This is a genomic window from Roseateles oligotrophus (assembly GCF_025717515.1).
Lineage (GTDB): Bacteria > Pseudomonadota > Gammaproteobacteria > Burkholderiales > Burkholderiaceae_C > Paucibacter_A > Paucibacter_A oligotrophus.
Genome location: NZ_JAJIRN010000012.1, coordinates 100,288 through 120,343, shown reverse-complemented (window position 1 = coordinate 120,343; position 20,056 = coordinate 100,288). Strand labels below are relative to the sequence as shown.

At 62.8% G+C, this 20,056-nt stretch carries 16 protein-coding genes; 3 read left to right on the top strand and 13 right to left on the bottom strand.

Features of this window, described 5'->3' with window-relative positions; genetic code table 11:
• Positions 1–178: 178 nt before the first annotated feature.
• Positions 179–1,600, top strand: a complete 1,422-nt coding sequence (locus LNV07_RS23820; RefSeq protein ID WP_263573696.1) for an aminotransferase-like domain-containing protein — start codon at positions 179–181, stop codon at positions 1,598–1,600.
• Positions 1,601–1,640: 40 nt separating this feature from the next.
• Here the strand turns inward: LNV07_RS23820 and LNV07_RS23815 are convergent, their stop codons facing one another.
• The 5 genes from LNV07_RS23815 to LNV07_RS23795 all read right to left on the bottom strand — a co-directional run bounded on the left by LNV07_RS23815 (position 1,641) and on the right by LNV07_RS23795 (position 8,382).
• Positions 1,641–3,149 (bottom strand): SpoVR family protein, encoded by a 1,509-nt coding sequence (locus tag LNV07_RS23815; protein WP_263573761.1) that lies wholly within the window; start codon positions 3,147–3,149, stop codon positions 1,641–1,643.
• Positions 3,150–3,281: 132 nt separating this feature from the next.
• Positions 3,282–4,562, bottom strand: coding sequence for a YeaH/YhbH family protein (locus tag LNV07_RS23810; RefSeq protein WP_263573695.1), 1,281 nt, complete (start codon positions 4,560–4,562; stop codon positions 3,282–3,284).
• Positions 4,563–4,677: 115 nt separating this feature from the next.
• On the bottom strand, positions 4,678–6,600 hold the full coding sequence (locus LNV07_RS23805) for a PrkA family serine protein kinase (protein WP_263573694.1): 1,923 nt from the start codon (positions 6,598–6,600) through the stop codon (positions 4,678–4,680).
• 304 nt (positions 6,601–6,904) lie between these two features.
• Positions 6,905–7,816 carry a ParB/RepB/Spo0J family partition protein gene (locus LNV07_RS23800; protein ID WP_263573693.1) on the bottom strand — a complete coding sequence of 304 codons (912 nt, stop codon included), beginning with the start codon at positions 7,814–7,816 and terminating at the stop codon, positions 6,905–6,907.
• A 14-nt stretch (positions 7,817–7,830) separates the two neighbouring features.
• Positions 7,831–8,382, bottom strand: a complete 552-nt coding sequence (locus tag LNV07_RS23795) for an RBBP9/YdeN family alpha/beta hydrolase (protein ID WP_263573692.1) — start codon at positions 8,380–8,382, stop codon at positions 7,831–7,833.
• A 51-nt stretch (positions 8,383–8,433) separates the two neighbouring features.
• Here LNV07_RS23795 and argC point away from each other — a divergent pair, with 51 nt between their 5' ends.
• Positions 8,434–9,375 (top strand): N-acetyl-gamma-glutamyl-phosphate reductase, encoded by a 942-nt coding sequence (gene argC / locus LNV07_RS23790; RefSeq protein ID WP_263573691.1) that lies wholly within the window; start codon positions 8,434–8,436, stop codon positions 9,373–9,375.
• Positions 9,376–9,381: 6 nt separating this feature from the next.
• Here argC and LNV07_RS23785 read toward each other — a convergent pair whose 3' ends face one another.
• The 4 genes from LNV07_RS23785 to mnmG form a co-directional block, all read right to left on the bottom strand.
• Positions 9,382–10,161, bottom strand: a complete 780-nt coding sequence (locus LNV07_RS23785; RefSeq protein WP_263573690.1) for a GNAT family N-acetyltransferase — start codon at positions 10,159–10,161, stop codon at positions 9,382–9,384.
• Complete coding sequence (locus tag LNV07_RS23780) at positions 10,161–10,931, bottom strand: ParA family protein (RefSeq protein ID WP_263573689.1); 771 nt, start codon at positions 10,929–10,931, stop codon at positions 10,161–10,163. Before LNV07_RS23780 ends, LNV07_RS23785 begins: the two co-directional genes overlap by 1 nt.
• A gap of 128 nt (positions 10,932–11,059) precedes the next feature.
• Positions 11,060–11,722 carry a 16S rRNA (guanine(527)-N(7))-methyltransferase RsmG gene (gene rsmG, locus LNV07_RS23775; protein WP_263573688.1) on the bottom strand — a complete coding sequence of 221 codons (663 nt, stop codon included), beginning with the start codon at positions 11,720–11,722 and terminating at the stop codon, positions 11,060–11,062.
• 22 nt (positions 11,723–11,744) lie between these two features.
• Positions 11,745–13,718 (bottom strand): tRNA uridine-5-carboxymethylaminomethyl(34) synthesis enzyme MnmG, encoded by a 1,974-nt coding sequence (gene mnmG / locus LNV07_RS23770; RefSeq protein ID WP_263573687.1) that lies wholly within the window; start codon positions 13,716–13,718, stop codon positions 11,745–11,747.
• Positions 13,719–13,847: 129 nt separating this feature from the next.
• Here mnmG and LNV07_RS23765 point away from each other — a divergent pair, with 129 nt between their 5' ends.
• Positions 13,848–14,114, top strand: coding sequence for a YkgJ family cysteine cluster protein (locus LNV07_RS23765; protein ID WP_263573686.1), 267 nt, complete (start codon positions 13,848–13,850; stop codon positions 14,112–14,114).
• Here LNV07_RS23765 and LNV07_RS23760 read toward each other — a convergent pair whose 3' ends face one another.
• The 4 genes from LNV07_RS23760 to LNV07_RS23745 all read right to left on the bottom strand — a co-directional run bounded on the left by LNV07_RS23760 (position 14,115) and on the right by LNV07_RS23745 (position 19,766).
• Entirely contained in the window at positions 14,115–15,959 is a 1,845-nt protein-coding gene (locus LNV07_RS23760) for a sensor histidine kinase (RefSeq protein ID WP_263573685.1), read from the bottom strand.
• A gap of 299 nt (positions 15,960–16,258) precedes the next feature.
• The gene (locus LNV07_RS23755) at positions 16,259–17,434 is read right to left on the bottom strand and encodes an ABC transporter permease (RefSeq protein ID WP_263573684.1); all 1,176 of its coding nucleotides are present in this window, start codon (positions 17,432–17,434) and stop codon (positions 16,259–16,261) included.
• The gene (locus LNV07_RS23750) at positions 17,431–18,222 is read right to left on the bottom strand and encodes an ABC transporter ATP-binding protein (protein ID WP_263573683.1); all 792 of its coding nucleotides are present in this window, start codon (positions 18,220–18,222) and stop codon (positions 17,431–17,433) included. Before LNV07_RS23750 ends, LNV07_RS23755 begins: the two co-directional genes overlap by 4 nt.
• On the bottom strand, positions 18,219–19,766 hold the full coding sequence (locus LNV07_RS23745) for an alpha/beta hydrolase (RefSeq protein WP_263573682.1): 1,548 nt from the start codon (positions 19,764–19,766) through the stop codon (positions 18,219–18,221). Before LNV07_RS23745 ends, LNV07_RS23750 begins: the two co-directional genes overlap by 4 nt.
• Between the last annotated feature and the right edge of the window lie 290 nt (positions 19,767–20,056).

The following is a 20,056-nucleotide window of genomic DNA, read 5'->3' as shown; positions in this document are numbered from 1 at the left end:
TCGATGTCATGGCCCCCACAGTCTAGGAATGGGCCCCATCGGCGCAAAGACTCAGCGCTCTGTCTGCTAGATAGATACAGGGACTGCCAGCGACTGCATCGCTTGTTCTTGGGTGCTGTGTATCGATTCAGGGTGGCCAATTGGCGGTATCGTGCGAGCCTTTAGCCGGCCCTGTTGCATGACATCTCGCCCCCTTCGTTACCGGACGCTCGCAGCTACGCTGGCCGCGGCTCTGCAAGCCGGGCGCTATCCAGCCGGCAGTCGCCTGCCCTCGGTCCGCCATCTCTGTGCGGAACATCGGGCGAGCTTGGCCACGGTGACTCATGCGCTGCATGATCTGGAGGATGCGGGGCTGATCGAGGCGCGCGCGCGCCGTGGATTTTTTTCCTGCCAGGCTCCTGCGCCTATCGGTGTTGCGACGCGGGCCATGGCGATGGAGTTGGATGGGCGGCGCCGGCGACTGATGAGCTTGGCCGCTTCGCAGGCGGGCTTGCTATCGCTTGGCCATCTCGCATTACCCCAGGAATTGCTGCCTGTTTCGACGCTGCGAAGGCTGCTGGCGCAGCAATGCCGCTCGGCCTCATCATCACCGTTGGCGACTGGAAGCGTTTTCGGCGGTGAGCCATTGCGCCGGCAACTGGCCTTGCGGGCTCCTCGGCTGGGCTGCGCCTTCGGTGCCGACGACATCGTCGTGACGCAGGGCGAGGGTGAGTCGCTGCAGCTTTGCTTGCGGCTGCTGACTCAAGCCGGTGATTGGGTCGTGGTCACCAGCCCCGCGCCGATGCGGGCGCTGGAACTGATCGCGAGCATGGGCTTGCGCGTGCTTGAGATTCCCGTCTCGAACGAGAGCGGCCCCTCATTGGAGGCTTTGGGCCATGCGCTGAGTCATTACCCTGTGGCCGCCTGCGTGTTTGACCACAGCCTGAGCGCAGCGGCAGGAGGCCGGTGGAGTGACGCCGACAAAGAGGAACTCGTCACGCTGATCACCCAGCATCAGCTTCCCCTGATCGAGTGCGACATGATGGGCGAGCTCTATCGTGGCGCCTATCGGCCGCGTCCCCTGAAGGCGTTTGATCGCGAGGACAGAGTGCTGTACTGTGGCAGTTTCGCCTGCATCAGCGGGCCTGGATTCAGTCTTGGCTATGTCGTCAGTGGCCGCTTGAGTGTGCAGTTACGGGCAGCGCGTGCGGTGCATGGTGAGTTGATGCCGTCTTTGATCGAGCAGGTACTGGCTGAGTTTCTGGCCAGCAGCAGTTTTGACGCGCACCTCAGGCGGCTGAGGCAAAGCTTGAAGGCGCAGGTCGACCTTTATCAGCGCGAAATCTTGGCGCAGTTTCCAGCCGGGACAAGGCTGCATAGCGGTGATACAGGCTATGCCTTGTGGGTCGTTTTACCGGGTGGCTTGGATGCTTGCACCCTGCTTGAGCAAGCGAGGGCGCGCGGCTACAACTTCGTCCCCGGGGCGGTCTTCAGCACCGGCACGGGCTTCGACCATTGCTTGCGGCTGACGGCAGCACATCCTCTGAGCGAGGAGAGAGCAAATGGTATTCGCGTGTTGGCGGACATCGCCAATGCGCTGCTGGCTGAAGCATTGCCATAAGCGGCCACCAGAGGCCGCAAGTCGAGCCCGAAGTTCGCGATCAAGCCGGCGGCGCCGCCACCGTCCAGCGCTTGCTGACCTCGCCCTTGTCATCGACGCTTTCCAACTGAACCCCGAAGCCCCACAACCGGGCGACATGCTTGAGCACTTCTTGCGCGCTCTCATGCAGCGGCCTGCCCATATGTTGCGTGTGGCGCAGGGTCAGCGAGCGGTCGCCGCGCAGATTGACGTTCCAGACCTGGATATTTGGCTCGCGGGTCGAGAGATCGTATTGGCGTGACAAGGCCTCCCGCACATGCTGATAGCCGGCCTCGTCATGGATGGCGGAGATTTCGTACTCGGACAGCTTCTCGTCATCGAGGATGGAGAACAGCCGGAATTCGCGCATCAGATTCGGGCTCAGATATTGGCCGATAAAGCTCTCGTCCTTGAAGTTGCGCATCGCGTGGTCAATGGTGGGCAGCCAGTCGCCGCCGGCGATATCGGGGAACCAGCGCCGGTCTTCCTCGGTCGGGTTTTCGCAGATGCGCTTGATGTCGGTATACATCGCAAAGCCCAAGGCGTAGGGGTTCAGATTCGCCATTGGCTGCTGCGCCACCACATTGGTATGCGACTTCAGCCATTCGATCATCATGCCGTCGCTCAGATAGCCGTCGTCATACATCTGGTTGAGCAGGCGGTGATGCCAGAAGGTGGCCCAACCTTCGTTCATCACCTGGGTCTGCCGCTGCGGGTAGAAGTACTGGGCGATTTTGCGCACGATGCGCACGATTTCGCGCTGCCAAGGCTCCAGCAGCGGGGCGCTTTTCTCGATGAAATAGAGGATGTTCTCCTGCGGTTCGTCCGGAAAGCGCTGCGCCGCGGCGGCCTCGGCGGCGGCGTCGGCACGCTTGGGAAGGGTGCGCCACAGGTCGTTGATCTGCTGCTGCGCATGGGCCTCGCGGTCGGCCATGCGCAAGCGCTCTTGTGCCAGCGAGAGTTTGGCCGGGCGCCGATAACGGTCAACCCCGTAGGACATCAGCGCGTGGCAGGAGTCCAGCAATTGCTCGACTTGCGAAACACCGTGGCGCTGCTCGCATTCGGCCACAAAGTTCTTCGCGTAGACCAGATAGTCAATGATGCTTGATGCATCGGTCCACATGCGGAACAGGTAGTTGCCCTTGAAGAAGCTGTTGTGGCCGTAGCAGGCGTGCGCAATCACCAGGGCCTGCATGGCCATGGTGTTTTCTTCCATCAGATAGGCGATGCAGGGGTCGGAGTTGATGACGATTTCATAGGCCAGGCCCATCTGGCCCCGCTTGTAATTGCGCTCGGTGGCGATGAACTCCTTGCCATAGCTCCAATGGCGGTAATTGACCGGCATGCCGACCGAGGCGTAGGCATCCATCATTTGCTCGGCGGTGATGATTTCGAGCTGATTCGGGTAGGTGTCCAGGCCATAGCGCTCGGCGGTGGCGCGGATGACGTTGTGATAATCGTCGATCAGCTCGAAGGTCCAGTCGCTTGGCGAAGGCAGCGGGCCGGCAGGCCGAGGGCCGGCCGGTTTCATCTCCTTCAAGGCCGGCTTGCAGCGGCGCCCACCGTAATCATCGGTGCTGGGGGCAATGCCGCGTTGGCGGCGGTTCTCGATGTCGGTCATGTCAGCCCCTTATTTCTTCAATTAGCGCTTGAGTGCAGGCACTCACTTAGCTGAACTTTCCTTCTTGAACAGATCCCTGAAGACCGGGTAGATTTGCGACACCTCGGTGGCCTTGCGCATCGCGAAGTGGCGCACCTCCTCACTGAGTTTGCAATATTCATCCCAGAGGTTCTGCTCCTGCTCGGCCACCTGCACATAGGCAAAGTAGCGGCACATGGGCAAGATCTTGTCGGCCAGCAATTCGCGGCAGCGGCCGCTGTCATGGTGCCAGTTATCGCCATCGCTGGCCTGTGCGCCGTAGATATTCCACTCATTGCGCGGATAGCGCTCGCGGATGATTTCTTCCATCAAGACCAGCGCACTCGAGACCACGGTACCGCCGGTCTCGGTAGCGTGGAAGAAGTTCTGTTCGTCCACTTCCTGTGCCTGGGTGTGGTGGCGGATGAAAACGACTTCGATCTTCTCGTAATGCCGGGTCAGGAACAGATAAAGCAGGATGAAGAAGCGCTTGGCCAATTCCTTGCGACTCTCATCCATCGAGCCCGACACATCCATCAGGCAGAACATGACCGCGCGGCTGGTCGGCACCGGCACCCGCACCCGGTTGCGAAAGCGCAGGTCAATGGGGTCAAGAAAGGGAATCGCCTTGATGCGCTGGCGCAGATGGCCGATGCGCGCCTCGGTTTCCAGCAGCATGCGCTGAACCTCAGGGTCGGCCTGGTTCTCATGCTTGAGCAGGGCGAGGCGTTCTTCCAGCTCCAGCAACTCGCGCCGCTTTTCCGTCCCCAGCGCAATACGGCGGCCGAGTGCACCGCGCATCGAGCGCACGATGTGCAGATTGGTCGGGTTGCCATCGCCGGTGTAGCCGGCTCGGTGGGTCTTCCATTCGGGCGTGTCGGCGAGCTGGGTGCGCTCCAGATTGGGCAGCGCCAAGTCCTCGAAGAAGACCTGCATGAACTCCTCCCGGCTGAGGTGGAAGACGAAATCGTCCTCGCCTTCGCCGGAGTCGCTCGCCTGCCCTCCACCTTGACCCTGGCCACCGCCCTTGGGTTTGGCCAGGCGGTCACCCTTGACATGTTCGACGTTGCCGGGCCGCACAACTTCGCGCACGCCGCCTTCGCCATGGCCAAAGACCGGCTCGTTCAAATCCTTTTTGGGAATATGAACGTCTTCACCATGTTCCATGTCACGGATACCGCGGCCGTCAACGGCCCGTCGCACCGCCTCACGCACCTGCTCCTTGTGGCGCTGCAGGAAGCGTTCGCGATTGCCGATCGACTTGTTCTTGCCGGACAGGCGACGGTCGATGATTTGCTGAAGCATATGAACGTTTACCCCCGGTAGCCGTAATACAGCCAAGCACCCCCCGAGACGGTCTTGCCCGCCTCAGGGTGGCCCGGCGGCGGCCTCGGCTACTTCGAACGATATTGACGAAAACTCAAGAGCTCTTGCGAACCCTCAAATACCATTCACACAGCAGTCGCACCTGTTTGGCTGTGTAGCCCTTGTCGACCATGCGCTGGACGAAGTTCTCATGCTTCTTGGCCTCGTCGGCGCTGGCCTTGGCGTTGAAGCTGATGACGGGAAGCAACTCCTCGGTGTTGGAGAACATCTTCTTCTCGATCACCGTGCGCAGCTTCTCGTAGCTGGTCCATGACGCGTTCTTGCCGGCATTGTTGGCACGCGCGCGCAGCACGAAATTGACGATCTCGTTGCGGAAATCTTTCGGGTTGCTGATGCCGGCGGGCTTTTCGATCTTTTCCAACTCGGTGTTCAAGGCCGAGCGGTCAAACACCTCGCCGGTGTCGGTGTCACGGTACTCCTGGTCCTGAATCCAGTAGTCGGCATAGGTGACATAGCGGTCGAAGATGTTCTGCCCATATTCGCTATAACTCTCCAGATAAGCGGTCTGGATCTCCTTGCCGATGAATTCGGCATAGCGCGGGGCCAAGTTCTCCTTGATGAAGCCGACATACTTGGTCTCGGTCTCGGACGGGAACTGCTCGCGCTCGATCTGCTGCTCCAGCACATACATCAGATGCACCGGGTTGGCGGCCACCTCGGAGCTGTCGAAGTTGAAAACCTTGGACAGAATCTTGTAAGCGAAGCGGGTCGAGATGCCGCTCATGCCTTCGTCGACGCCGGCGTAGTCGCGATACTCCTGATAGCTCTTGGCCTTGGGATCGGTGTCCTTCAGGCTTTCGCCGTCGTAGACCAGCATCTTCGAGTACAGCGACGAGTTTTCGGGCTCCTTCAGCCGGGTCAGGATCGCAAACTGGCTCATCATCTTCAGCGTTCCCGGCGCGCATTTCGCAAACACCAGCGAGGAGCCTCGGATCAGCTTCTCATAGATCTTGACCTCTTCGCTAACGCGCAGGCAGTACGGCACTTTGACGATGTAAATGCGGTCCAGGAAGGCTTCGTTGTTCTTGTTATTGCGGAAGGTCTTCCACTCGCTCTCATTGCTATGGGCCAGCACGATGCCGTCGAAGGGGATCGCGCCGAAGCCCTCGGTGCCCTTGTAATTGCCCTCCTGCGTGGCGGTCAGCAGCGGGTGCAAGACCTTGATCGGAGCCTTGAACATTTCGACGAATTCCAGCAAGCCCTGATTGGCCAGGCAGAGGCCACCGGAATAGCTATAGGCATCCGGGTCGTCTTGCGAGAAGGTTTCGAGCTTGCGGATATCAACCTTGCCGACCAGCGAGGAGATGTCCTGGTTGTTCTCGTCGCCCGGCTCGGTCTTGGAGATGCCGACCTGCTTGAGCACGCTGGGGTAGCGCTTGACCACCTTGAAGCGGCGGATGTCGCCACCAAACTCCTCCAGACGTTTGACCGCCCAGGGGCTCAGGATGCGGTTCAAGTAACGGCGTGGAATGCCGTACTCCTGTTCAAGCAAGGGGCCGTCTTCGGCCGCGTCAAACAGGCCCAGCGGCGACTCGTTGACCGGCGATCCCTGCAACGCATAGAAGGGCACTTGCTCCATCAAGCCCTTCAGGCGTTCGGCGATCGAGCTTTTGCCACCGCCGACGGGGCCCAGCAGATAGAGGATCTGCTTCTTTTCCTCCAGCCCCTGGGCTGCGTGGCGGAAGTAGCTAACGACTTGTTCAATCGCTTCTTCGAGCCCGTAGAACTCGGCGAAAGCGGGGTAGACCTTGATCGTCTTGTTGGCGAACAAGCGCGACAGCCGCGTGTCATTGCGGGTGTCAATCATCTGTGGCTCACCGATCGCCTGCAGCATGCGCTCGGGCGCGGTGGCGTAGGTGATGGGATTGCGCTTGCACTCGGCGAGGTAGTCTTCCAGCGAGAGTTCTTCAACGCGAGTGCGTTCGTAGCGAGCGGTGAAACTGCTGATCACGTCCATATTGAGCTCCAGTAAAGCCCCATCCAGCCCCGGACACCCGTTTGTCCAAGGACTTCAGGGAAGTTCTGATGGCGTCCCAGCCGCTGCCGCCAGTGGAGTCTGGGGCGTCATCAGAGCTTTCCTTGCTGCTTCTGTCTGGAGTAGAGCTTGCTACTTATGAACTCAAAATAAAAGAAGAATAAGGCCGAACTTATGGCTCCTTCACGCTATTTCAATACCGTAACTCTAGGTGAATGCTACGCCAATTTTACTTGTCGTGTTGGAGGGGGCATGACCTGACCCCGCATCGCAATAGGTCATGCAATTATTGGGGTCCGCGCAGTCGATCGATCAAGCCATTGAGCTCATCAAGCGATGCAAACTGAATTGACAACTCGCCCTGCTCGCCGCGCTTGGTGCGCTTCTTGACGCGCACCTCGACCACCGCCGTGAGCAGGTCCGACAGTTCTTCTTCCAGCCGCAAGAGGTCACGGCTCTTGTCGTTCTTGGCCCGCAGCAAGGTCGTCTGGCGACCCACACCTTGGCGGGCAACCATTTTTTCGGCCTCGCGCACGCTGAGTTTTTTGGCGGCAATTTCGGTCGCGCAGGTGATCTGATGCGCTCCGTCCAAGGGCAGCAGCGCGCGCGCATGACCCATGTCGATATCGCCGGCCATCAGCATGTTCTGCACCGGCTCCACCAGCTGCAGCAGGCGCAACAAATTGCTGGCGGCGCTGCGTGAACGGCCGACCGCTTGGGCCGCTTGTTCATGGGTCAGATGGAACTCGCTGACCAGACGCTGCAGGCCTTGTGCTTCTTCGAGCGGGTTGAGGTCTTCGCGCTGAATGTTCTCGATCAAGGACATCGCGGCGGCGGCCTCGTCGGGCACCGCTTTGACCAGCACCGGCACCTCGCGCAGACCGGCCAGCTTGGCGGCCCGGAAGCGCCGCTCGCCAGCGATGATCTCGAAACGGACCTCGCTCAGATCCGAGGGCGGCTTGATCGGCCGCACCAGGATGGGCTGCATGATGCCTTGCGCCTTGATGCTCTCGGCCAGCTCATACAGCGAGCCTTCATCCATGCGTGTGCGTGGCTGATATTTGCCGGCCTGCATCTGCTCCAGACGCAAGGCGTTAGGGACACCTTCGCGGGCGGCTGCTGCATTGGAATCGCTGACGGTGGGGCCTAAGAGTGCTTCCAAGCCGAGGCCGAGGCCTTTGAGTTTTTTTGTGACCATCTGACAATTGTCCCTTACTCGCGCGGCACGCTGAGCAACTCAGCCAGCAAGGCCTGACCCGCCTCCCATTGGCCGAGATTGGCGGCCGTATTCAGATGACCGTATGGCCCCGCCTCGACCAAGCGGCTGCCCCAATCTGTCGCCATCTGCGCAGCGCGATCGAACGCGCAAAACGGGTCATCGCTGCTGACCACGGTGATCGAGGGGAAGGGCAGGCGGCTGCGGCGGATGGGCCGCCAGTTGTGCAATTGGGGCGGCATATCGGCCGCCTCGGTGTCGGGCGGCGCCACCAGCAAGGCTCCCGCCACGCGAGCGGCATGTTGCGAATGCTCGGCCCAGCTGGCGACCAATTGGCTGCCGAGCGAATGGGCGACCAAGAAGGTCGGGCGCTCGTCCGCGAGCAAGACCTCGTCCAGGCGCGCCATCCAGTCGCCGCGCCGCGGCCATTCCCAATCGGCCTGTTCGACCCGCTGGTAGCCAAAGCGCTGCTCCCAATGGCTCTGCCAATGATCGGGGTCGGAGTTCAACCAACCGGGTAGTAAGAGGATGCGTTGCTGAATCTTCATCGGCTTGCTTTATGCTTTCGTTTCTTTGGATTTGATTGTGCAGGAGAGATCATGACTTACGCGGTATTTGTGGACGGACAAGAGGGTACGACGGGGCTGCGTATTCATGAATACCTAGCGGCGCGCAAGGATGTGGAAGTGCTGCGCATTGATGCCGACAAGCGCAAGGACGCCGCCGAGCGCGCGCGCTTGTTGAACGCCGCCGATGTGGCTTTCCTGTGCCTGCCCGACGCCGCTTCACGTGAAGCCGCCGCGATGATCAGCAACCCGAACACCTGTTTGATCGACGCCAGCACCGCGCACCGCACGGTCTCCGGCTGGGCCTTTGGCCTGCCCGAATTGGCCAAGGGTCAGCGCGACAAGCTGCGCGCCGCCAAACGCATCTCCAACCCCGGCTGCCATGCCTCGGCCTTCATCCTGGCCTTGCGGCCGCTGGTGGATGCGGGTCTGCTGAGCCCGGCCGCCCTGGTTTCGGCCACCTCGATAACCGGTTACTCGGGCGGTGGCAAAAGCATGATCGCCGAGTATGAAGCCGGCGGCAATCCGGCCTTGCAGTCGCCGCGCCCCTATGCGCTGGGCTTGGCGCACAAGCATCTGCCCGAGATGATGAACTACACCGGCTTGGCTCACGCGCCGGTCTTCATGCCTATCGTCGGCAGCTTCTACAAGGGCTTGTGCGTGACCGTGCCGCTGCATCTGAGTCAGCTGCGCGCCGGTACCCGCGCCGAAGACTTGCAGCAGGCCTTGGCCGCGCATTACGAGGGCGAGCGCTTCATCCGCGTGATGCCGCTGCGCGATGCGGCGACGCTGGAGAGTGGTTTCTTCGATGTGCAGGCCTGCAATGACAGCAACCGGGTCGATCTGTTCGTGTTCGGCTCCGACACGCAGGTGCTGGTGATGGCTCGCTTGGACAACCTCGGCAAGGGCGCCAGCGGGGCCGCCGTGCAGTCGATGAACGTGCACCTGGGCCTCGATGAGGGTCTGGGGCTTTAAGGCGAGCTAGGCCGCTGTATTTGCCGTGGCCGTGGCCGTCGCCGGGCTGCGGTAGTGGTAACGGTAAGCGAAGCTGAAGCCCAGCCGCGCGTAGACGCGCTGGGCCACCGGGTTGTCCGAGCCGACCTGCAGATAGGCCTCTCGGGCGCCCTCGGTGCCGGCAATGTGCAGCAAGCGGCGGCATAGATTGAAGGCATGGCCTTGGCCGCGCTGCTCGGGCGGCGTGAAGATATCAAACAGACCGACGATGCCGCCTTCGCGGGCGAACTGGCCGCAGGCCAGTAGTGCGCCTCCGGCCCAAAGTGCGAAGCCTTGATAGGGCACCGGCGAGGCCTGCATGCGTTCGGCATGGGCGCTGATTTCGGCCGCGCTGGAGCCGCGCAAGTGACCGACCAGTTGCGCGTAGCCTGGCGCATCCAATGTGTGCAAAATCTGGCCGGCCGGCAGTTCCGCTGTGGAGGGAAGGGCAGCCAGGACCATCACATCGGCGGCGTCCGAAGCGGGCCAGCCTTTGGCGGCCAAGCGCTCGTCCAAATCGGCCGGCTGGCTGTAAGGCGTAACGCGCACATAGAGCGGCAGATTGGCCGCCGCAAAAGCCGCCTGGCAGCGCGCCAGCAATTCGTCCAGGGGCAGGCTGCCGGCGGCCAGCGCATTGATGCAGCGCGAGCGTTTTGCTTTGCCGGGGGAGAGCCGGATCAACCAGCCTTCGATCAACTTCTCTTGTGGCGGGGCGCTGGCGTTCAAACCCGCTTGCTCGGCACGCTGTGCCAAATCAATTCCCAACATCACATGCTGCCGACGCGACGCACCATTTCACGTGCGAATTCGACAAAGGACTGCGCACCCTTGGAGGACGGGTCAAACACAACGCCGGGCAGGCCGTAGCTCGGCGCCTCGGCCAAGCGCACATTGCGCGGAATCACGGTGTCGAACACCTTGTCGCCGAAATGGCTCTTGAGTTGGTCGCTGACCTGGTTCTGCAGCGTGATGCGGGGGTCGAACATCACGCGCAAAAGGCCGATGATTTGCAGGTCGGGGTTTAGGTTGGCATGTACCTGCTTGATCGTATTGACCAGGTCCGAGAGACCTTCAAGCGCAAAGTACTCGCATTGCATCGGCACGACGACGCCATGCGCGCAGCACAGGCCGTTCAGCGTCAGCATCGACAGCGAAGGCGGGCAGTCGATCAGGACGAAGTCGTAGTCATCCTTGACCGCGCTCAGCGCGGTTTTCAGGCGGCGCTCACGGCGCTCTTGCGAGACCAGTTCCACCTCGGCGCCGGCCAACTCGCGATTGGCGCCGAGCACGTCGTAGCCGGCTTTTTCGCTGTGCTGCTTGGCCTCGGCGACGCTGCTGGATTCCAGCAACACGTCGTAGACGGTCAGCTCCAGCGTGCGCTTGTCTATGCCCGAGCCCATCGTCGCATTGCCTTGCGGGTCAAGGTCAACGACCAGCACACGCTGGCCTACCTTGGCCAGGCCGGCGGCGAGGTTGACGGTGGTGGTGGTCTTGCCGACTCCGCCTTTTTGATTGGCAACGCAAAAGATCTTGGCCATGTGCTCTATTTTTGTGGACGCTAGGAGTCTGTCGGGCTTGGGAGTCGGCGGCTGGGGCCGATTCTCGCTATCGCCGCCCCAAGTCCGACAGGCTCCTAGAGCTTAATCGCTGCGCCCGGCTATTTTGTTTACAATGCTTGGTTTTTTGGACGAATCCAGATCAAACAACGCTGTGCGTCGAGGCCCGGCACCTCAAGTTGTTCCACGTGAAACACATCGAGATCGGCAGTCAGGGCGGCGATCTCGTCGGCCGGATGCTGGCCCTTCATCGCCAGCCAAATTGCGCCGGGCTTCAGATGCTGGCGGGTGAGGGTGGTGAAGTCTAAGAGCGAGGCGAAGGCCCGCGAGGTGATCAAGTCAAAGGCAGGCGTCTTCAAGGCTTCGACCCTGGAATGCACGCCATGCAAATTGGGCAGCTTCAACTCGGCCGCGACTTGGGTGATGAAGCTGGCTTTCTTCAGCACCGCATCCACGCAAGAAACATCGATCTCGGGGTTGCAGATGGCAATCACCACGCCGGGCAAACCACCGCCGCTGCCGACATCCATCAAACGCAGCGCTTGGCCTTGGGTATGTTTGCGCAAGGCGGGTAGCAAGCTCAGGCTGTCGATCAAATGGTGGGTCAACATCGCCTGCGGGTCGCGCAGCGAGGTCAGGTTGTAGACCTTGTTCCACTTTTCCATCATGGCCAGATAGGCCAGGAGTTGCTCGACTTGAGGCTCGCTGAGCTGCAACTGCAGGGTCGTCGCGGCCGCAGTCAGTGGTGCGCGCAGGCTTGAAATATCAATCATCGTTGTTGTTCGTCGGTGTTTATCAGGCGCTAGGCGTCGCCGCGTCTTCGCTGCCGAAGCCCTTGAAGCGTTTCTTCTTCAGATGCACCAGCAGCAAGGAAATGGCGGCCGGCGTGACGCCGGAGATGCGCGAGGCCTGCCCCAGAGTTTCAGGTTTGAGCTTGTTTAACTTCTGGCGTGCTTCGAAGGAGAGGGCGCTGACCTGTGAGTAGTCGAGGTCGGTTGGCAACTTCAGGTGTTCGTAGTTCGCGGCACGGGCCACATCGTCCACCTGCTTGTTGATGTAGCCGGCGTATTTGACGCTGATTTCTATCGCCTCGATCACCGCTCCGGCCAGAGCGTCGCCCAACTCGACGTTCATTGTTTCACGTGAAACAGCCGACTCCGGTCTTGCGATCGCAGCGACTTCGGCCAGGGTGTCGTAGACGACGCCCGGCCGGCGCAGCAGCTCGATGAAGTTGTACTCGCGCTCCAAGGCCTTGCCGACCAGACGTTCGGCGTCGGCCGAGGGCAGTATTGCCGGATGAACCCAGGTCGCCTTGAGCTTCTCTGTTTCACGTGAAACAGCATCGCGCTTGCGGTTGAAGGCGGCCCAGCGTGCATCGTCCACCAAGCCCAGTTCACGGCCCATTTCGGTCAAACGCATATCGGCGTTGTCTTCGCGCAGCTGCAGGCGGAATTCGGCGCGGCTGGTGAACATGCGGTAGGGCTCGGTCACGCCCTGGGTGATCAGGTCATCGACCAAGACGCCCAGATAGGCCTGATCGCGGGCCGGCAGCCAAGGGCCGCGGCCCTGCACCTGCAGCGCGGCGTTGAGGCCGGCGAACAGACCTTGAGCGGCCGCCTCTTCGTAGCCGGTTGTCCCATTGATCTGGCCGGCAAAGAACAGGCCTTGGATGTCGCGGGTTTCGAAGCTGGACTTGAGGCCGCGCGGGTCGAAGTAGTCGTACTCGATCGCATAGCCGGGCCGGATGATGTGTGCGTTTTCCAGGCCGGGGATTGAGCGGACGGCGGCGAGTTGAATGTCGAAGGGCAGGGAGGTCGAGATCCCGTTCGGGTAGTACTCGTGCGTCGTCAGGCCTTCCGGCTCCAGAAAAATCTGGTGGCTGTCCTTGTCGGCGAAGCGATTGACCTTGTCTTCGATGCTGGGGCAGTAGCGCGGGCCGACGCCTTCGATCACGCCGGTGAACATCGGGCTGCGCTCGAAGCCGCTGCGGATGATCGCGTGCGTGGCCGCCGAAGTGTGCGTGATGAAGCAGGGCACTTGGCGCGGGTGCTGCTCGACCCTGCCCATGAAGCTGAAGACCGGCAGCGGGTTCAGGTCTCCGCCTTGTTCCTCGCATTTCGAAAAATCGATCGAGCGGCCGTCGATGCGCGGCGGCGTGCCGGTTTTCAGCCGGCCCTGCGGCAGCTTCAATTCCTTCAGCCGCGCCGACAGGCTGATCGCCGGCGGATCCCCGGCGCGGCCGGCCGCGTAGTTTTGCAGGCCGACATGGATGCGGCCATCGAGAAAGGTGCCGGCGGTCAGCACCACCGAACGGGCGCGAAATTGCAAGCCCATCTGCGTGACGGCGCCGACGACCCGTTCGCCTTGGCCGTCCGACTCGACCATCAGGTCATCCACCGCCTGCTGGAACAGCCATAGATTGGGCTGATTTTCAAGCTTGTGGCGGATCGCTGCCTTGTACAAAACCCGGTCGGCCTGGGCTCGGGTGGCGCGCACGGCCGGGCCTTTGGAGCCATTGAGGATGCGGAACTGGATGCCGGCCTCGTCGGTGGCGGCCGCCATCGCGCCTCCCAGCGCGTCGACTTCCTTGACCAGATGGCCCTTGCCGATGCCGCCGATCGAGGGGTTGCAGCTCATCGCCCCGAGCGTCTCGATATTGTGGGTCAGCAGCAGCGTGGCGCAGCCCATGCGGGCGGCGGCCAATGCGGCCTCGGTGCCGGCGTGGCCGCCGCCGACCACAATAACGTCGAATTCCTTGGGGTATTGCATGAGTGGGTTTGCCTAGAAGAAAGGAGGCCTCGGCGCCGCTGAAAACTCGCGCGCGGGCAAGCGGCAGATTTTACGCGGGGCTGTGGATAAGTGCCGGTCTGCCGTCCCAACTAGACGGACAATTGCGCGATGAAATGCCGAGAACACTGTGCCGCCTGCTGCATCGCCCCATCCATCAGCTCACCCATCCCAGGCATGCCGGTTGTGGGGGGTATTTCCAAGCCGGCCGGTGTGCGCTGCGTGCAGCTCGATGACGCGAACCGCTGCAAGATCTTCGGCCGGCCCGAACGGCCGGCGGTATGCGGCTCGCTGCAGCCGTCCGAGCTGATGTGTGGCGACAACCGCGAACAGGCGATGCGCTGGCTGGGCTGGATGGAGCAGGAAACCGCGCCCTGATTACAACCACAGGCTCACGCAAGTGCCCTGGCCCAACTCGCTTTCAATCTGCAGCCGCCCGCCCATCAGCTCCAGCAACTCGCGCACGATGCTGACGCCCAGGCCGGTGCCGGGGATATGGCCGGAGGCGTCGGCGCGGAAGAAGCGTTCGCCCATGCGGGCCAGATGGGCAGGTGACAGGCCGATGCCACGGTCCCTGATTTCAACCCCGTAATGAACGCGACCCTCTTCGGGTTCGTCCACCAGCAGGCGGATCGAAACCGGCTCGCCGCCGGGCGAATATTTATAGGCATTGGAGAGCGTGTTGAGCAGTGCCTGCTGCATCTTCTGGCGGTCCACATGGACCGGCATCGCCTGCATAACGGGTTCGAACAACGGGCGCTCGCGTCCCTGTGGCGGCAGGTAGTCGCTCAGCACATGGGTTACCAGCTCGGCCAGATCCAGCATCTCGAACTTGAACTCGCTGGCGCCGCGCGCTTCGATGCGCGCCAGGTCCAGCAGTTCGTTGAGGATGTTGATCATCAGCTTGCTTTGGCGATGGATGCGACCCAGCAAGTCGGCCCGCTTGGCGTCGCTGAACTCGCGGTTGATCAGCAGCTCGACGAAACCGAAGATGCTGGCCATTGGTGTGCGCAGCTCATGGGCGGCCAGCGTCAGGAACTCCGACTTCATCCGGTCCAGCTCATGCTGCTGGGTCTCGTCACGCACATAGAGCGCTAGGCTGACCGAAGCGGCCGTGGTCTGCCGCCCGCTGATGGCCAGCACCTTGGGCGGCTCGCCACGCAGGGTCAGGGTTTGCCTGTTTGGCCCGAAGCTGGCGGCGAGGCCGGCGAATTCGCAACCCTCCACCGCGCGTTCCATCAGCTTGGCGTCTAACCCGAGGTCGTCCTGCCCCAGCACCTCGTCTTCGCGCAGGCCGGTCATGCGCAAAAAGGCCTGATTGGTGAACTCGACCTTGCCCTTGCGGTTGAAGGTCAGCAAACCGTCCGGACTGTTGGTGAAGATGGCGCCGAGCTGATCGTTCTGGGCGGCCAGTTGTTTGGACTGGGCTTGATGGGTCTGGATGCCGTCGGTCAACAGAATCAGGTGCTGCTGCAGCAGCATCGAGGCGTCATTCAGCGCGCGCTGCAACTGCTGGATCTCCAGCGGCCCTTCGAGCACGAGCGGGGCGGTGCCGACATCATCGGCCAACTCGACGGCGAAGCGCCTCGCGCTGTCAATGCTCTCCATCGGGCGGCGCAAAAAGGCCATCAGCAGCGGGTAGCAGAGCAGCACGGCCAGCAAGGCCATCAGCGCGGTATTGCGCCAGACCACATGGCTTTGGCGATGCAACTCGCTCAGGTCATAGTCGAGCTGTATCCAGGCGAGCAACTGCTCATCGGTCTGCACGGGCTGCCACACGGTCAGCAGGCTGCCCTCGGTAGTCAGCGACATTTGCGGCTGTTGGACAGCGGGCAATTGGCGCTGCCGCTGCGGGTCGGCGTAGCTGGCCTGCGCGCTTTGACCGGCTTCATGGACGACCTGGGTCAGCGGCTTGCCTTGCGGGCTGAAGATGCTCAGCCGCCGCACATCGGCCATCGCCGCGTAGGACAAGGCCAGCGCCTCAATCCCGTCAAGGCTGCCGACCAGGATCAGATTGGTGCTTGCCTCAGCCAAGCTGCGGGCCAGCAGCGCGGCCTGTGCTTCAACTGCGGCGCGGGCTCGCGATTCCTGCTGTTGGGCCGTGAAGCCGCCCAGCAAGGTCAGCGCCAAAACCAGCAAGAAACTCATCATCAGCGCGAGCTGATGCTTGAAGCGCTGCGGCCACAATTGTCCGGCGAGCTTGCTGAAGCCGGCGCTGCTCATTCAGCCCGGCACGCGGAGGTGTCTTTCGTGCCCGCCGTCAAGTCAGCCGGCGAAAGTCGCCGACTTGAACGCAATAACTCGCCATACCCCATGCGCGTCTCCTATGCGGAAACCCCGGGCCAGCGCGGCGCGCCCTATCTGCCGAGGGTTCGAGACATTATGAGCATGGCGCAAATGGGCAGGCAAGCGAATAGCCGGGGAAAGCGCCTCCTTTCTGCGCCGGCCCTCCCGCGGACACAAATAGTCCTCAGGACTATTTAGCTGCGACCTAAATGGGTACAAGTTAGTCTTCGCTGAAACTACGTTTTGTGCCCGGCTACCGCCCCGCGCATGGACTTGGCGACGAAGAGCAGGCAGACGACCGTCAGCGCCGTGCCGACCAGCACGCCCGGCATGATTTGAGCGAGGCTCAGGGTCTCGCCCTTCAGCACCAGCATCATCAACGTGTTCTGGGCAAGACCTGGCACCCACAAATACCAGCCCGCATCGCCGCCGGGGTTGAGCATGCTGACCATCGGCGCCAGGCCCACCAGGGTGACGATCAGGCCGCTGCCGGCCTGCGCCTCCTTGAAGGTTTTGGAGCGGATCGCCATCGCCATCAGCAGCGCGCCCAAGCCCGCCGCCAAGGGCAGTTGCAGCAGCAAGAAGGCGCCCACCTCATACCAGCCGAACTGGAACATCGCCTGCAGGCTGTCGCTCCTGAGCAGCCATTGCGCCGGGATGAAGCTCAGGCTGGCGAGCAGCGCCACCAGCATGCCGAGCAGCGCCACCGCGCCCCATTTGCCCAGCACCAGGGCCAGGTGTTGCACCGGGTTCATCAGCAGCGGTTCCAGCGAACCGCGCTCGCGCTCGCCGGCGGTGCTGTCGAGGGCCGCCGTTAGCGCGCCATAGAGCACCGCCATGATGATGAACATCGGGATGATGCTGGTGATGCGGGTCGCGCGCGCCTGCGCACTGGCGAGGTCGCGCTCCTCCAGCAGCACCGGCTGCAGCAGCTCGGTCGAGACGCCGCGCAGCGCCATATTCAGCGTCGCGCGCTCGCGGTTGAAGCCGCCGAGCAAACGGCTCAGGCCGGGCAGGCCGGTGCCGGCGCGCTGGTTCGCGCTGTCGCTGACCAGCTCCACGGTCGGCTGCTGGCCGCTCAGCAATTCGGCCTCGAAGTCCTTGCCAATTACCAGCACCGGCTCCAGCAGTTGGGTATTGCGCAGGCGCGCCTCGTAGTCGGCCGGCGCTGGCTTGATGGTGTAGGTCTGGCGTTCCAGATAGTTGCGCAGCGTCGGCGCATGTTCGATGCCGGCCACCATCACTTCGCGCTTGTCGGCCCGCTCCTCCAGCGAGGAAATAAAGCCCGACAGCGCCAACAGCAGCAGCGGCCCCATCAGCACGGCGGGCACCATCAGGCGCAGCAAGGTGCGGCGGTCGCGCAAGGCGTCCACCACTTCCTTGACCCAGACGATCCAGAAATTCTTGCTCATGCTGCCGCTCCATTCAGTTCTTGATCGAAGGCCAGCTTGACGAAGGCGTCTTCGAATTTGCGCTCACCCGCTTGTTCGAGCAGCTGCTCCACCGTACCCTCGGCCACGCTGCGGCCGTTGGCGACGATCACGACATGCTCACACAGCTGCTCCACCTCTTGCATGATGTGAGTCGAGAAGACGATGCATTTGCCACCGCCCGCGGGCGAGCGCAGATGGCGCAAGGCCTCGCGCAAGGCTCTTGTGGCCAGCACATCGAGGCCGTTGGTCGGCTCGTCCAAGACGATATTGGCCGGGTCATGCACCAGCGAGCGGGCCAGCGCCGTCTTCATCCGCTCGCCCTGGCTGAAGCCCTCGGTGCGGCGGTCCAGAATCTTGCCCATGTCCAAGAGCCGGGCCAAGTCCTCGGCGCGGGCGTTGGCCGCGTCGGCGGCCATGCCTTGCAAGCGGCCGAAGTAGATGATGTTTTCGCGTGCCGACAGGCGCGGGTAGAGGCCATGCGCGTCGCCCAGAATGCCCATCCGGGCCAGGGCCTGGCGCGGTTGCTCGGCCACCGCAATGCCGTCGACCGTGATGCTGCCGCTGTCCGGCGTGAACAGGCCGCCCAGCATGCGCAGCGTGGTCGTCTTGCCGGCGCCGTTGGGCCCCAGCAAGCCGGTGATGCGGCCGCTGGGCGCGTCCACCGTCACCGACTTGACCGCCTGCACCAGTTGCTTGGTCGGCCGCTTGAGCAGCGAGCCGCCGGTCTTGGCGGTGAATTGTTTGCTGACGTTCTCGATCAGGATCATGGCTGCTGCTCCTTGCTGGCCTGCACCGGCAGGAAGGCGCCGGGGCGCGGAATCTTGGTGGCGCAGGCCGCGTCTTGCGGCAGCGCCAGGGCGTCGGTCTTGGCATCGACAAAGCGGAACAGCAGCTCACGCATGCAGCCCACGCCCATCACGCCATGGCCGGCCTCGGGCACGACAATATGCTGCACCAACTTGGCGTTAGCGGAACCCAAGGCCTTAGCCGCGCGCTCACCGTGGCGTGGCGGCGTGGCCGGGTCGGCTCCGCCGCTGAGCAGCAGCACCGGCGATTTCGTCGGCGGCATGGTGAAGAAGTCCGGCGCGATCTGCGCGCGCGGCCATTGCTGGCAAACCTGCGTGTAGAGCCTTGCGTCATCGCGGCCAAAGTCGGCGCCGGGCCGGTCGGCGCTGCGCTCCAAACGCGGCACATCCTCGGCGCAGACGACGGCGAAGTGCATGCCCATGGCGAGCCGCCCGGACTTGCCGCCGCCGACGATGGCGGACAAGCCCACCAAGCCCTCAAAACGCCCCTCGCTGGCGGCCGCGATGGCGGCGGGCAGGGCGGCCGCCAAAGCTGGCACATAAAGCGGTGAGCGCACGCTGCGCAACAGCATCTCGCGGCTCAGCGTGAAGCTCTCCGGCTGGCCGGTCAGCGGATGCCTGACGCTGATTTGGCGCGGCAGGCTCTGCAATAGCTCGCCCCATTGCCGGCGCAGATGCGGGAACTGCTGGGCGCAGGCCGGCTCCTTTTCGCAGGCCTGCAAGCTGGCGTCGAGCGCGGCCTGGCCGTCGCTCGAAAAGCTGGCGGGCAAGACCATATCGGGCGGCGCCACGCCGTCCAGCACGCTGCGCCGCACCTGCGCCGGGAACAGGCGCAAATACTCCAGCGCGGCGCGCGTGCCGTAGCTGCCGCCGATCAGATTCCACTGCGGCGCGCCGAGGGCCACGCGCACCGCCTCGAAGTCCTGCATCGCGATCGTGGTCGAGTAATAGCGCATATCGCCATGCGGCAACTTGGCCAAGTCCCGGCGGCAGGTTTCCAGCCGCTTGAATTGGGCATTAGCGTCTAGCGCCTCGGCCATCGGCAGGTCTTTGTCGTCGGCGCATTGCAGCGGCGCCGATTTGCCGGTGCCGCGCTGATCGATGAAGACCAGATCGCGCCGGTTGTTCAGCCGCGCCAGCCGGCTCGTCACCATAGGCGCGACATTGATCGCGCTTTGGCCGGGGCCGCCGGCCAGCATCAAGACCGGGTCGGGCTGCTTGTTGCGCGCCATCGCCGGCACCACCAGGAAGTGGATGTCGATCTGCGTGCCGGCCGGCTCGGCCGGGTTCAAAGGCCGCTTGATGCTGCCGCATTGCAGCTCATTGGGCATGCCCTCGATGCGGCAGGGCTGGGTGATGCTGGTACTCGTGCCGCTGCCTTGCTTGGCCGGGCCGTCGGCCGCGGTGGCGGGCTTGCCGATTGCGGCCAAGGCGAGGGCCAGGCCGGCCGCCGCGCCTATGCGCGCCCCTTGGCGCAGCAGGCGCAGCTTGCTTGTGTATCTCATATCCGCTCTCCAGGATCAAATAGCTGTTGTTCTGAACTGGAGCGGATTATGGGCAGCGCGCTGCGGCGCATGTGGCCCGAAGCGGCGAACGGCAGTTAGCGCGGGCGAGTGGCGGGTGGCTAGACTTGGCCGGCGGCGCTTAAAGAGGTGGTCGATAGCAGAGCCAGTCGGGCCAGATCGCTGCCGCCTATTTGCGGCGCCCAAGAATCCTTCATCCTTGGCCCAATCAGCGATTTGCCGTCAAACACTCAAGGTAGGAGCCGAGTGCGTGAATTGCGCATGCTCGGATC